The 14,474-nt window shown below is 40.8% G+C and carries 11 protein-coding genes; 4 read left to right on the top strand and 7 right to left on the bottom strand.

The genetic code is table 11. The features are described 5' to 3' along the window. Positions 1 to 119: 119 nt before the first annotated feature. Positions 120 to 1,289 carry a winged helix-turn-helix domain-containing protein gene (locus tag AC0L4E_RS03460; protein WP_473678023.1) on the bottom strand — a complete coding sequence of 390 codons (1,170 nt, stop codon included), beginning with the start codon at positions 1,287 to 1,289 and terminating at the stop codon, positions 120 to 122. Between the two features lie 53 nt (positions 1,290 to 1,342). Beyond that, entirely contained in the window at positions 1,343 to 2,233 is an 891-nt protein-coding gene (locus tag AC0L4E_RS03455; protein WP_473678021.1) for a LysR family transcriptional regulator, read from the bottom strand. 413 nt (positions 2,234 to 2,646) lie between these two features. Between AC0L4E_RS03455 and AC0L4E_RS03450 the strand changes: the two genes are divergently transcribed. Next, the gene (locus AC0L4E_RS03450) at positions 2,647 to 2,826 is read left to right on the top strand and encodes a PA3496 family putative envelope integrity protein (RefSeq protein WP_220753167.1); all 180 of its coding nucleotides are present in this window, start codon (positions 2,647 to 2,649) and stop codon (positions 2,824 to 2,826) included. 316 nt (positions 2,827 to 3,142) lie between these two features. Here the strand turns inward: AC0L4E_RS03450 and AC0L4E_RS03445 are convergent, their stop codons facing one another. Next, on the bottom strand, positions 3,143 to 3,826 hold the full coding sequence (locus tag AC0L4E_RS03445) for an energy transducer TonB (protein ID WP_473678020.1): 684 nt from the start codon (positions 3,824 to 3,826) through the stop codon (positions 3,143 to 3,145). A 651-nt stretch (positions 3,827 to 4,477) separates the two neighbouring features. On the opposite strand from AC0L4E_RS03445, the gene AC0L4E_RS03440 reads away from it, so the two are divergent. Beyond that, positions 4,478 to 6,559, top strand: coding sequence for a M13 family metallopeptidase (locus tag AC0L4E_RS03440; protein WP_473678019.1), 2,082 nt, complete (start codon positions 4,478 to 4,480; stop codon positions 6,557 to 6,559). Between the two features lie 97 nt (positions 6,560 to 6,656). On the opposite strand, the gene acuI is transcribed toward AC0L4E_RS03440, so the two are convergent. Beyond that, the gene (gene acuI, locus AC0L4E_RS03435; protein WP_473678018.1) at positions 6,657 to 7,640 is read right to left on the bottom strand and encodes an acrylyl-CoA reductase (NADPH); all 984 of its coding nucleotides are present in this window, start codon (positions 7,638 to 7,640) and stop codon (positions 6,657 to 6,659) included. A gap of 47 nt (positions 7,641 to 7,687) precedes the next feature. After that, complete coding sequence (gene acuR / locus AC0L4E_RS03430; protein ID WP_473678017.1) at positions 7,688 to 8,344, bottom strand: acrylate utilization transcriptional regulator AcuR; 657 nt, start codon at positions 8,342 to 8,344, stop codon at positions 7,688 to 7,690. 419 nt (positions 8,345 to 8,763) lie between these two features. Between acuR and AC0L4E_RS03425 the strand changes: the two genes are divergently transcribed. Then, on the top strand, positions 8,764 to 9,966 hold the full coding sequence (locus tag AC0L4E_RS03425) for an ammonium transporter (RefSeq protein WP_473678016.1): 1,203 nt from the start codon (positions 8,764 to 8,766) through the stop codon (positions 9,964 to 9,966). A 93-nt stretch (positions 9,967 to 10,059) separates the two neighbouring features. Here the strand turns inward: AC0L4E_RS03425 and AC0L4E_RS03420 are convergent, their stop codons facing one another. Beyond that, on the bottom strand, positions 10,060 to 10,719 hold the full coding sequence (locus AC0L4E_RS03420) for a nitroreductase family protein (RefSeq protein WP_473678015.1): 660 nt from the start codon (positions 10,717 to 10,719) through the stop codon (positions 10,060 to 10,062). A 327-nt stretch (positions 10,720 to 11,046) separates the two neighbouring features. Further along, the gene (locus AC0L4E_RS03415) at positions 11,047 to 12,222 is read right to left on the bottom strand and encodes a patatin-like phospholipase family protein (protein ID WP_473678014.1); all 1,176 of its coding nucleotides are present in this window, start codon (positions 12,220 to 12,222) and stop codon (positions 11,047 to 11,049) included. 457 nt (positions 12,223 to 12,679) lie between these two features. Between AC0L4E_RS03415 and AC0L4E_RS03410 the strand changes: the two genes are divergently transcribed. Further along, on the top strand, positions 12,680 to 14,344 hold the full coding sequence (locus AC0L4E_RS03410) for a hypothetical protein (RefSeq protein ID WP_473678013.1): 1,665 nt from the start codon (positions 12,680 to 12,682) through the stop codon (positions 14,342 to 14,344). Positions 14,345 to 14,474 lie beyond the last annotated feature (130 nt).

Below are 14,474 nucleotides of genomic sequence, written 5' to 3'. Positions count from 1 at the left end.
AGTGACTTTACACTCCTTTAAAGTCATTCATATTCTGTCATAACTTACTCAGTTATGAACACGCTAGCATCATAGACAATCCGATGTAACACTGAGACAAATATCACTAAAAGAAGCAATTATGAAAGCTGAGTGACTTGCTGAATGTTAAAGGTTTCACAGTCATTAAAACGTGTGAATTGCGTCAATTGGGTGTCGAGTGCGGTCATAAAATCACTGGTATCAGTTATCCAAGCTTCAATATATAAATGGACAACATTCAATGTCGAGGTCTTTCTATCTGCTTTGCAGTCTGCCCTAGCGACCAACCTTTCACCCCATAAAATAGGTAAACAAAAATAGCCGAACTGGCGTTTTGTGGCGGGGACATAGCATTCAAGCAAGTAGTCAAAATCAAATATCGCATTGGCGCGTTTACGTTGGATCAATAAGTTATCGAACGGCGACAGTATTTTCAGTTGTTGCTTATTCACTCTGCGGTTTAGTAATGCCAAAACATCATGGCAAGCATAATACTCCACGCCGCTAATCATCACTTTATCAATCTCACCTGACTGGTAAAGCTCATCGATAGCAGCACGAGCATGGGCTTTAACGTGCTTGAGTAAATAGATGATTTCCGCCAGAGTGCCAAAGCCTTGAGCACGTAAAAATCGTAGCACTAAAAACCGGCCATGTTCCTGCGCCGAAGGCACGCTAATATCAAGGTTTTCAGGTAATACTCGCTGGGTTAAATCATAGACTTTATGAAAATTTCGCCGCTCGGTAATCATTAAATCACCTTGCATGTATAAGTTTTCTAGCGCCTGTTTTGTTGGACTGGCTCCCCAACCATTACTTTTTAAGTTTTTGGAAACAAAATCTTTTGCCATCAGCGGCCCTTCCGCCTCAATTCGGCTCATGACCTCTGCCATTAATGGTAAACTTTTACTAAACCAATGCTGCTGCTCCCCAGCTTTTAAAGCATTCTTTCTTGGTAAGCTAAAACGATAATCTTGCATCGGTAAATAAGCCGCAGCATGCGACCAATACTCAAAGACTTTTTTATCTGCGATAAGCGTATCGATATGATCGAGTTGATAATCGGGATTACGAGTCCAAAGCGTGTGATGATGCGCCCTTTGTACCACCGAAATTGTATCGATTTGCACATAACCTAAACGCTCTATCACGGCCAAAGAAGCTGAGTTAGCGGTTTTCTTTGAGGGTTTAACCGGAAAACCTTGAGACAGTAAAACTAACTTTCTAGCTTGAGTCGGGCTTAACGTTAAATTAGCTCTATCAGTCATATGGCATTACTCGAAGTTGTAGCTAAAAATAAAGATACATTCATGGCCATGCTTTAACCCCAATAAGGCTTCTGGCCAAATTGCTCAGCGAAATAATCAATAAAAGCTCTGACTTTTGGTGCTAATAAACGTGAGCTTGGGTATACAGCCCAAATAGCGGTATTCGACACTAATGGGTAATCAGCAAGTATCTGTACTAACTCGCCACGTTTAAGGTGTTGATGCACACACCAAGTTGAGCTCATTGTAATCCCCATGCCATTAACGCAGGCATCTCTCACTGCCTCGCCATTATCAGCTCGAATATTGCCACTTGGTTTAATGCTTACCTGACCGTTAGGAGTATCAAACACCCAAGTATCAATACCAGTGAGATTTAAACATTGATGTGCTGCTAATGCTTCAGGGGTTGTCGGCTCGCCACACTTCGCAAGATACTCAGGCGATGCACAAATAATGCGGTTATCGGTAGCCAGCTTTCTAGTCACTAGGCTTGAGTCATTCAGCGAAGCGTCTCGAATCGCAATATCAAAGCCACCTTCTACTAAATCTAATATCGAATCACTTAAGCGCAAATCAAGGGTTAAATCAGGGTACTGTTTCACAAATCCTTTTAATGCAGGCATTAAATGCATTCTGCCAAATGATGCAGGAGCGTTGACTCTAAGTGTGCCTCTTGGAGTGATACTGCCAACCCCAACAGAGGCTTTAGCCGCTTCAAAAGTGGCAATCACTTCTTCAGCATGAGGGAGAAAGTCTTGCCCTTCTTCGGTCAGTGACACTTTGCGTGTCGTGCGGTGAATAAGCCTAACGCCTAAAGTGTCTTCAAGCTTATTAATATGAGCGCTGGCCACTGCTGGCGATAAATCTAATGCTTTACCTGCTTGGCTAATATTGCTGGTTGTCGCCACACGGATAAATAATTTCAAGTGTTCGATATTCATTTTAAGCTCTATTTATAACTAATAAGCTCATTTAGCCAGCAATTATCAACAAAATCTATATAGCCACCATATATAGCCACAATAAAATGGGCTTACCTTTACGTTAATTGGCAATTTTTAGCTTGTTGATAGTCAGATTAAATAGCCACAAAAAGCCGCTATCTATCTAAAAACATGACGGATATCTCCTTTTGAAACTTTAAAATAAAATTGTTACGCGGATCGCATTTTTATTTTTAAACTCCTGATAAATTCCAGCTTAAGCATACACTAATGTAGTGTCATTTTTACCAATACTAAATGCTTGTAGTTTGGTCTCTATGTTTAATATTGATTGTCTTTCTTGAACATCATTAACGGCCTTAAAGGTATCGCTAAAGCAAGAAATGACGATTCGATAATGAGGATATTTTATGGCTGAAATTATTGATCTTGTACTCATGGACGCTGAAGTTGAAGCGCTTGAGAAACCATCTAACCAAAAAGCAAAAGAAGATATGCTACACAGACGCGAGGTGAAAAGACGCCTTGAGGATTACCTTGAAGCGCAGCAACTCAAGCGTGACATGGGTGGCGATGACTTTTTTGCTTAATTCCATAGCAGTATAACCTGCTAACGATTTTCATCTTTCATGCATAAGCGTACATCTCCCACTATGCTTTCCGTGCATCATTAAGCTCAGCTAAATTCATCAAAACTGAGCTTAATGAACCATAAAAACTGCAAACATTAACACTGTCAGAGTCACTTCAATTTCATTTTATTGCTTTCACTGCTAGCTATATAAGTCGTCATTTAATACCTGAACATAATGATTTCACGATTAAAGGTTTCTCAATTTCCGCCCCCAAAATGAATCTGGACGGAAACTGATTTAACTATTCCTCGATAGCCACCTTAACAATTCATTAGTTAGCTTTGTCTAAGGTAAAGTCTAATCTCACTTGTTGATTACGTTGGATTACGCCCTGACCTTTTACGGTTTTAGGCTTGTACTTCCAATTATTTATCGCTTGAAGTGCTGCACGATTAAAGGTTCTTTTAGGTTGAGCTTCCAACACCTGAGCATTAATGACCGCACCGCTACTGCTGATATCAAACATCACTATCACATAACCTTCTTTACCATCGCTCGCTGCATTCATCGGGTACTGCGGTGACACTTGCACAACAGGCATGGCATCACCTTCATTAAACCCTGGTTTAAATTTCTCTTGAATGGGTGGCGTCATTTCAGGGGAGATATCAGTAAAAGTTGTCACTGATTTTTCACTTTGGGTCGTCACCGAATCATGTTTAACAATTGGCGGGACTTTATTAGGTTTAAGTCTGATTTTTTTAATGGGCTTTGATGGCTCCGCAGGTCTCTCAAAAAAATCGATGATTGGCGTGGGTTTTACTTCATCAACAAACACGGCATCACTTTTTACCAACTGAGCCATAAACACAAATAATCCAAGTGTAATAAAGCCGCCAACAAGCATAATTGTCATATGCCCAACCAAACGAGATGAAGCAATACAATAAAAAAAGTTAACCGTATTAGTGTGGATTGCTGAGCGAGTTTGAAAGTAATTTTGATCTGAGGTCATAGACATTCCTTGTGTGATTTATTGTTAATACAGACAACTAAGCTGCCTTTTAACCTGTAGTAGCCTATTGAACACATCGCCAAATATTTTGTTACATTTAGCCAAAAGCCTTTTAAAAACACATAAATAAAACACAAAACTAACAAAACAAAAACACAGAAAGCGCTTTCTAATTAACATTCGCGTTAAACACTAATCTTCAACACTTGCATCTAATTCAAATCAATTTCTGATTCAGTTTGGATTAATCACTTAGTATTAGGCTTATTTAATCAATGTATGTATCAAGATTTGCTAACAATTATAAGATTGACCTTTTTTACTAAGTCTTAGAATATGGATTCGATTTTATATTTGTGCTCTTTAAAAAGAGTGGGTGAAAATCCAGTGGTATTGAAAATTACTGATAATTAAGATTACTGATAATTAAGATTACTGATAATTAAGATTACTGATAATTGATAGTACTGGTAATTAACACAACAAAGTTAAAAGCATAATAATAAGAGTGCACAGAATCATAGAAGAAGCTCATAAAGCAGATTGCTGATTAAGCGTTGTATTTTCTAAAGCAACAACTCAATAAAAATAAGATAAATAGCATTATAAAAACAAAAATGAACCTCATTTTTTGTAAGGAAGCAGACCACAATGAAAAAAACACTAATCGCGATTGCGTTAGCCTCAACTTTTTTGAGTGCTTGCGGCAGTTCAGATGTCAAAGTTAACGACACGACTAAAGCTGAAGCACCAGCAGCTAAAGCAGTTTCCACTCATGCTGAGTTAGGCGATTTCGGCGTAGATTTAACCGCTCGAAATGAAGCCGTAAAACCTGGCGATGACTTCTTTATGTATGCCAGCGGCACATGGTATGACAATTTTGAAATGCCAGCAGATAAAACCCGTTACGGCGCTTTCACCGCATTAGGTGAGCGCAGTGAACAACAAGTTAAAGAGATTATTGATGACATTGCCAGCCGCAGCGACCTGAACGCTGAAGAGCAACTAATTGCCGACTTTTACCAGTCTTACATGGACACGGACACCATCAATAAATTGGGTATCACCCCAATTCAAGGCACTTTAGATACCATTACCGCGGTTAAAAACACTGATGACCTAACCAAGGTGTTTGGTAACGCGTGGCTCACCGACGCTGAATCGCCTATTTCTGGCGGCATGTGGTTTAACCGTTTAGATCCAAACCAATATGAATTGTCTATTGGCGCTGGCGGTTTAGGCTTACCAGATCGTTCATACTACCTAGAAGACAGCGAACGTTTTGTAAAAATTCGCACCGCTTATGTAAGCCACATTGCTGAAATGCTCGCTTTTGCAGGCATCAAAGATGGCCAAGCACGCGCTGAAGCAATACTAGCGTTAGAGACTAAAATCGCTGAAGGTCAATGGCCGCGTGAAAAGCGCCGTAACCGTGATTTAACCCTAAATCAGGTTAAACGTGCAGACTTAAACAATGAGTACCCTAACTTCAACTGGGACTTATTCTTTGAGCAATCTGGTTACCAAATCCCACAACTTAATGTGTCTCAACCAGAGCCTATCAAAGCAATGATTGAGCTAGTGAACAACGAGCCGTTGAATGTGTGGCAAGACTACCTCACCTTCCATACCGTCAGTAATAACGCTGGCTTACTATCTGAAGATATTTACAACGCCAGTTTTGCTTTTTATGGCAAAGAACTGAGCGGCCAAGAAGAGCCAAAGCCTCGTTGGAAACGTGCCGTAGCCGAAATGTCTGGTACCCAATCTCTAGGCTTTGCTATTGGTAAAGTGTATGTAGCGCGTTACTTCCCTGAATCATCAAAACAGCAAATGGCTGACTTAGTCGAAAACCTTCGTACTGCGTTAGGTCAACGTATTGATGGTCTTGATTGGATGGGAGATGAAACTAAGGTCAATGCCCACGCTAAACTTGCAGCATTCACCCCTAAAATCGGTTACCCAGATGTATGGCAAGAATTTGATGGCTTAGCGTTAAGCAATAAAGATTTACTGAGTAATATCAAAAATCTGCGTCAGTACTTCCATGCTGATAGCGTGGCAAAAGAGTTGAAGAAAACTGACCGTAACCGTTGGGGCATGACGCCACAATTTGTCAACGCATACTACAATAGCTCGTTCAACGAAATTGTATTCCCAGCAGCTATTTTACAGCCACCGTTTTTCGATCCAAATGCTGATCCTGCTGTGAACTATGGCGGCATTGGCGCAGTGATTGGCCATGAAATGGGCCACGGCTTTGATGACCAAGGCTCTAAATCAGATGCTAATGGTATTCAACGTAACTGGTGGACAGATAGCGATCGCGCTGCATTTGAAGCAAAAGCCGATATGCTTGCAGATCAATACAGCAAGTACGAGCCATTACCTGACAACTTCGTAAATGGCCGTAACAGCTTAGGCGAAAACATTGGTGATGTGGGTGGCCTGTCAATGGCTTACCATGCTTATCAATTAAGCTTAAATGGTAAAGAAGCACCGATTATTGATGGCCTAACGGGCGATCAACGTTTCTTCTTAGCTTGGGCACAAGTGTGGAAAGAAAAACGCACCGAGCAAAGCATGTTAAGTCAGCTTCGTGCAGGTACTCATGCACCAGGAAGATACCGCGCACTTGCACCACGTAACCACGATGCTTGGTACAAAGCGTTTGATGTAAAACCAGGTGACAAGCTTTACTTGCCAGAAGATCAACGCGTTCGTATTTGGTAAGCCTTATTTGGTAAGCAGTATATTGGGGTTTAACACTCAATAAAAAAGCCAGTCAATCGACTGGCTTTTTACATTGTTTAAATCAAAACAGAATAAATTACTTTGAAAGGTCAACCACAATACGGCCACGAACCTGACCAGCCATCAACTCATTTGCCGTCTCTATCACTTCATTTAAGCCAATATCTGCAGAAATATCATCAAACATGTGTGGTTCAATAATCTCAGCTAAGCGTTGCCACGCCTCAAGTCTGTCTTCCAGTGGACGCATGACACTGTCGATTCCCGCAAGCGTTACACCGCGTAAAATAAATGGCATGACAGAAGAAGGAAAATCCATCCCTTGGGCCAAGCCACAAGCCGCTACTGTGCCGCCATATCGTGTGCTGGCGCAGATATTCGCTAAGGTGTGACTACCTACAGAGTCAATTGCTCCAGCCCAACGTTCTCTGGCTAATGGTCGACCTGGTTCTGACAAGGTATTACGGTCAATCACCTCACTTGCGCCTAATTTTTCAAGGTAAGCTGATTGATCAGCTCGGCCAGTTGATGCCACAACCTTGTAGCCAAGTTTGGCTAAAATGGCGATCGCAAAACTGCCGACACCGCCATTAGCGCCTGTCACCAAAATTTCACCTTTATCAGGAGTGACACCATTTTTCTCCAGTGCAATAACACTCAACATTGCCGTGTAACCTGCTGTGCCAATGGCCATGGCTTGTCGAGGTGTAAACGCTTTTGGTAACGGAATTAACCAATCACTTTTTAAACGCGCTTGCTCTGCTAAACCACCACAATGCACTTCACCAACGCCAAAACCATTTAACAGAACATGTTCACCAACGTTAAATTTATCACTGTCAGAGTGCTCTACCACTCCGACTAAATCGATCCCTGGCACCATTGGGAACTGCCTAACGACAGGACCTTTCCCGGTAATAGCCAACGCATCTTTATAATTAATCGTGCTATATAGCACCTTCACACTCACATCACCCTCGGGCAATACACTCTCATCAATTGCTTTTACTTCTGCGCGATAACCTTGGTCATCTTTTTCAATCAATAAACCATTAAACATGGTGTCTCCTTAATATAGACCGAGTGTCTATAAATAATTAAAAAATTTTATCGAGGTAATCCAGCGATAAAAAATTCGAGGTAATTCTGTAAAGGTTGAGTACTTTGAACCAGCTTAGCTCGGCTCACTGCGCCTTCCCAGCCAACCCAAAACTGCTCTGCTAAAAGCTCACAATTTGCTGTTGCTGCTAACTCACCTTGAGCTTTGGCTGCATTAAGGCAAATCGCTAATCTATGTTGCCAATCTAAAAATATGTCTATCAATTGCTGTCTAAAACTATCGGGCAATAAATCCACTTCTTGGCCTAAGTTACCCACTAAACAACCACGCTTAAACTCATAGCGCACCATGCCTGTTTTAGCACTTTCAACAAACTGACCAATTCGGTCTAATGGTGGATAACTGTCATCAAGTAAATGCTTATCAAGCTTGTAAGCAAAGTAAGTGGCGTAGTTTTCAATAACTGCCTGACCAAATACTTCTTTACTTGAAAAGTAATAATAGAAAGAGCCTTTCGGTACGCCGACTTTCTTTAATATCTGATCGATCCCAGATGAAGCAAAGCCATTTTCAGTGAGTTGTTCAAGACCACTGCGGATCAATTCTGCACGGGTATCTTGTGACTCTCTGGCGATCTTTGGCGGCCTACCACGTCGTGGCTTGGTCGTATTTATGCTGGTATTTTTAGTTATGGATTCTGTCATACAACAATAATAGACCGATCGTCTATTAAATTACAACAAACAATGCGATCTTTGAATTTAGTCTGCGGATCTGATCTCATTTTTCAAAGTTCTACATCCCGTATTAACCTCAACAATACACTTCAATCATCTTCATTCGATTCGAAATTGTTGATGCTAATGTTTGCACTAGCATGAGACGACAATGCACCAAGTTGAATCAAAAATGCACAATAAACGCGCTTAAACCATCTAACATCATTCTAAAGAGCGACATATCTCGCACCTCAATGGTTCACCGAACTCACTGTTACCACAGTATTTTTAATTTTATGCACCAATATCGCACTAGCTAATTCTAACATTATTCCAACATAGGAATAGTTCTTGCTTTGTTAAGTCTATGAATTTTAATAAGAGAACGGCTTTGGGGAGCTTAAATGAATAATATTAGTGACGCAGTTGGAGTCATTGCACAAAGTGCTGACACTGTATTTATCTTACTTGGTGCAATCATGGTGCTCGCCATGCACGCAGGGTTTGCATTTTTAGAAGTTGGTACGGTGAGACATAAAAACCAAGTGAACGCCTTAGTAAAAATCTTAACTGATTTTGCTTTTTCAGCTGTTGCCTATTTCGTAATTGGTTATCAGATTGCCTATGGCAGCCACTTCTTTGTTAGTGCAGATACCTTAGCTGCTAACAATGGTTATGACTTAGTGAAGTTTTTCTTCTTACTGACCTTTGCTGCTGCAATTCCAGCGATTGTCTCAGGCGGTATTGCTGAGCGTGGTAGTTTTCGCCCATTCTTATTTGCCTCAGCACTGATTGTGGCATTTGTTTACCCGCTATTTGAAGGGATGATTTGGAACGGCAATTATGGATTTCAGTCTTGGTTAGATAGCACATTTGGCGCAGAGTTTCATGATTTTGCCGGCTCAGTGGTTGTGCACGGCATGGGGGGATGGCTCGCTTTAGTGGCCGTTTACTTCTTAGGTGTCCGTGGTGGCCGTAAACCGGGCGTCGCCTTTGCACCTTCAAATATTCCTTTCTTAGCATTGGGTTCATGGATTTTAATCGTCGGCTGGTTTGGCTTTAATGTCATGTCAGCGCAAACCTTAGACGGTATTAGCGGCTTAGTGGCTCTAAACAGTTTAATGGCCATGGTTGGCGGCACGATTATCGCCTTGATTGTTGGTAAAAATGATCCAGGGTTTATCCATAATGGTCCACTCGCTGGGCTTGTTGCTGTATGTGCAGGTTCAGACTTAATGCATCCTGTGGGCGCATTTGTGGTTGGCGGCGTTGCAGGTGGATTATTTGTATTTGTATTCACTAAGCTTCAGCGCAGCACTAAAATTGATGATGTGTTAGGGGTTTGGCCTTTGCACGGATTATGCGGTGTGTGGGGCGGTATTGCTGCGGGTATTTTTGGCCAACAAAGTCTTGGTGGTCTTGGTGGTGTAAGCTTTATGTCGCAACTTGTTGGCTCATTAGTAGGCGTACTTTTTGCCATTGTTGGCGGTGTGATTGTTTACGGAATAGTCCATAAAATATCCAGCCTACGTTTAAGCCAAGAAGATGAATACATGGGCGCTGATTTAGCGATTCATAAAATTGGTTCGACTAACGCAGATAAATAACTCTATATTTTACTAGATACTAAAAACTAAAAAGCTCAAGCTATTGCTTGAGCTTTTTTACTTTATTTAAAGTTATATTTTGAAAGCTGCAGCTTATAAAGTTGTAATCACATCCGCTTCTGGTAAGCGTGCTTTTGGTAAGCCGTGGTTATAATCTTCACCGTCTTTATGATAGCCAATGGCAAGTGCAAATTCACACACATGGCCTTCAAGCTCATCTTTAAAGATGTCACCTAAAAGAGCAGGATCAACACCTTCCATCGGCGTAGAATCAATACCTAAACGCGCCAATACATGCAATGTATTACCAATAGCGATATAAGTTTGCGCTTTAGTCCAGTTACCATTAAAGCCTTTTTCATCAGTATTTAGCTCAGCAAATCCATAAGCTCCATCTAGCATGTTGTTATACATTTCAGCAGGCAGATGACCCGATGCCACTTCAGCATCAACCACTTTTCTATAAGCGTCTTTGGTATAGAAAGGGTTATGGGCAAATAAAATAATATGTGAAGCTTCTAAGGCATGCGGTTGGTTAAACTGATGCATGTTAGCAAATGAGTCATGGAAACGTTGTTTGGCAGCATCGCTCTCAAGCACTATAAATTTCCAAGGCTGTGAGTTAATTGAAGATGCAGATAAACGGATAGCTTCTTTCAATACCGACATATCTTCATCCGAGATACGTTTTGATGAATCGTATTTTTTAGCAGTGTAACGGCTATTTAAATCTTTAATGATTGGATGAGACATGATGAATTTCCTCGTTGAACAATGTCGATGGGTGAATAATAGGGATTAAGGCTAAAGAGAAAAAGAGTGAATAACTCCAATCATTATGGATAAATTTGTCCGTAATAGAATTAAGATGATCCCTCTGTATAATTTCAATAGAACAAACTTAATTAGATATGCTTCAATCTGAGTAAAAAAAACCGGACACTAAGTCCGGTTAAAAATTGCATCCGTGCATTGGTTATAAAATGCAATTAAGCATGTGCTGTTTTAAGCCAGCACAAAGTGTCAGCAAACAGAGATAACCAATAGTAAAATCCGCTATTTGAGCTCAGTAGTTCGATATTAAGGCAGCTTGCTTCCCCATGGGTGGCCTGTCTCACCTTTCTTGTAACCGTATTGGTAAAGAGCTTTCATGTATTCTGGGTCAAACATATTTTTACTGCTACTCGGGGCATTAAACTCTGATTCGACATAAGTAAAACCTAAATTTAATTGCTGTTGCTCACTGAAATACAGCATTTTGTATAAGTCACCACGGCTTTGTAATACGGTTAGGCTTTTTAAGCTTCGAGTCAGTAATGCAATGCCTTTATCTGGCATGGCTTCATATGGCATTGCGAGCATGCCATTTCTGATCACATGGATATTAGGCTTTTCAGTTAGGCCTAAACTTTGGCTGACTTTGTGGTAATCGGTATTCATCGGTTCGAAAAACATTTGCGCAGCCATGCCGCCATCCACATGCAACTCTTCATATTGCTCACCTTTATAATCCACCTTAATAAATTGTGGTGGAAATACCCCAGGGATAGAAGAGCTGGCCACCAACACTTGTTGAATTAACTCAACTTTATTACTCATATCGCTATTGGCAATACTGCCTATGTTCCATACGGTTAACTTTTCAGAATCAAATTGAGTTGTCCCAACAAATAGTCTTCTTCCAGAGCGATGTTCGCTAGCAATTTTCTCAATCATCTCAGCTGTATAAACGCTGGCAATAAACTCATACATTTTACCGCCATCAGTAAAAGCATCTTTAAAAACAGTATTGAGAAAATTACGTTTACCTATGATTGCCTTGTCATTAATACCTAACATAACGTGTTTTAAATGAGTCAGTTCGTCACCGCCGATAAAAGCAAACGGTGCGATTAATGCCCCAGCACTGACACCTGTGATAATGCTGTAATCTTCTAAACTACCATTATCATTAAGGCCATTAAGTACACCCGCACCAAAGGCACCTTTTGCACCGCCACCAGACAAAACCAGCACGTTCAACGCATCACCTTTAACGGTTAGCGGCGTGGTTTGTGTCGCTTCTGAAAATAAAAAGTCCGTACTTTCATCTGCCCAGAACCTAAATGGGTCTTCAGCAACTTGATACTCTTGCCCTACAGAAGCGTCTTTATGGATTGATTCGGTCACTCGATTATCTAGGGTATGTACAGAACTACACGCAGTAACTGATAACAGCAATATTAGGTATGCCGCTTTTTGCTTTATACATTTCATATATAACTCATTTCTCTGTTTATTAGATAGTCACGCTACCTAAAGTATCGTCAGAGCAATTAAATAAGTGCGGCCTGACAGCTAATTACGTCACTGTTTAACCCTGTTAAACCGTGCCTATATGTTTCATTGGCGCAAATTATAGGCAAAGAGTTCCTATTGTTTTACTCGCATTTGCAGGATCAAATCCTACTTATAATCAATCACCTCTTCTCACTAAATGCATGAAAAATAAACCGAGGGTTTCATCCTTCAAATGCGATTAACAAAATTTAATCCCCTTCCCTAAAATGCCCGCCATCGACATCCTTCATCAATACCAAAAGAGTCAGCGACAACAAAGATCGCAACCTTGAAGTGCGGTTTGCATGAAGTTCACAGCTAGACAAGGTGATTTAGCTGACACTAAAAATTGCTCAATACTCATAGATTTGAGGTTGGGCGTTGCAGGTATAACATGAATTTTAATAGCAATAGTTCCTCCTTAAATAAGACGTCGGGCTTAACAACAAGTTTGATATCTATCGCCTTGCTTTTTTCGGCCAACGCTGCCGCGGTTGAAGAAACAACAGAAAGAGAAGTGAGAGGCAAAGCCATTTTCGCTAAATACGGGATTTCAGATGATTTGCCTAAGCTGGGTTTGAGTTCATTAATGCAAGGACAGCATTTGGTTGAGCATGTAACTCGCTCAATTACTGTAGGTGATACTACGCGCCATTCAGAAGTGTTTTTAGTTCAAAAAACCGATGAAAAAGGCAACATTGACCTGCGCATCAAATACGACCCAGCCAAGGTTGACGAAGACGAAGATGTGATCTCAGAAATTGAGAACAACACCAAAATTGAATACCGCTTGCGTAATTATGCCCAAAGTTATGACGCAAGTTCGGTAGAAGCCACTGAGCTTGAAAATGGCCAGGTTGAAGTTGCCTTTAACTATTCTAAATATGGTTTACCGCAAGATATTGCTTACTTCCGTTTTATGCGCGTTAAATTATTGGTTGAAGATGGTAGGCCATTACAAATGGTGATCAAGAACAATAGACCATTCACCTTAGGCAACTATCGTATGGAAAAATATCGTCAAACAGTTGATTTTGACACTTTAAACAATGGTGACGCAGCCATTAAAAGCAAGGTGATCAAAATTGAAGGTTTCGATAAAAAGCAGCAAGCAGTGAGCTTACATACCACAGTTAATCCAGTGGCTTTTTATGATGGCACCGTGGACGGGGAAATCCTTGATGAGAAGCGTCTCTCTCAAGTGTCAGATCCACGTTACCGCGAAGAAAGTGTCAAATTAGACCGCGTATTCCCATTGATGTCAGACATGGTTCGCCAACAAGGGATTGATGTGCCACTGCCTTTTGGCCTTTCAATGGCATACCGCAATCAAGACATGAACTTTGGTTTCACCGATTTCGATATCATGGGGGTTAATTTAAACGATATTTTTGACCCTTTGGCATCTGTAGCGCAAGTGAATGCTGAAACCATGACTCTTCGTGGTGAGGTTAACATTTTACCGTTTTGGAATGTGTTCGGTCACTACGGAAAATTAAGTGTTGATGCCACAGTTGACGCTGAATCAACAGGGGCTATTGGTATTGAACTTCAAGATAAACTCAATAATAAACTACCGGGGTTAGGTAACTTATTTTGTGACGAACTGAGTGCCTTATGTGCTACCGGCTCCTTAAATGTGCCACTGCATTTAGAGTATGAAATAGCAGGTATAGGTACCACATTATCCGTGGGATATAGAGAGTTTTTTGCTTCTGTTACTGGTTCTTATACAAAAACTAAAATGAAAGGTGCCAGTAAATGGGGGGACGGAATTCTAACTGTGCAGCCTATGTTGGGTTATCAGTTAGCCGATTACCGTGCGCAAATTTTCGTTGGTGCAGAGTACCAAGCTTTAAACCCTTACATGGATGGCACTATTGAAGGGGTTAGCATCGGTGGCGAAGAATTTTACTACAATGTCGGAGTCGGTGTGACTAAGTGGGCATATCTAGTTGGTTTTAATAAACAAATAGGTAAAAACTACAACATCAGCGCTCTGTATAGTAAAGGTGAAACCCGCAACTCGTTTACCCTTAACTTTGGCTATCACTTCTAAGACTGTAACAGTCTGATATCCATTACAAAATCAATCAGCATCACTAAACAGAGGGTTTAATCCTACATAAGGGATTAACCCCAATTATGCTGAACAATTAATATACACCGAAACCAACAAACACAGCGAA

It is taken from the genome of Shewanella sp. GJ50-10, assembly GCF_055808815.1.
Note: the sequence above shows the minus strand (reverse complement) of the source record. Positions and strands in the feature narration are given on the sequence as shown.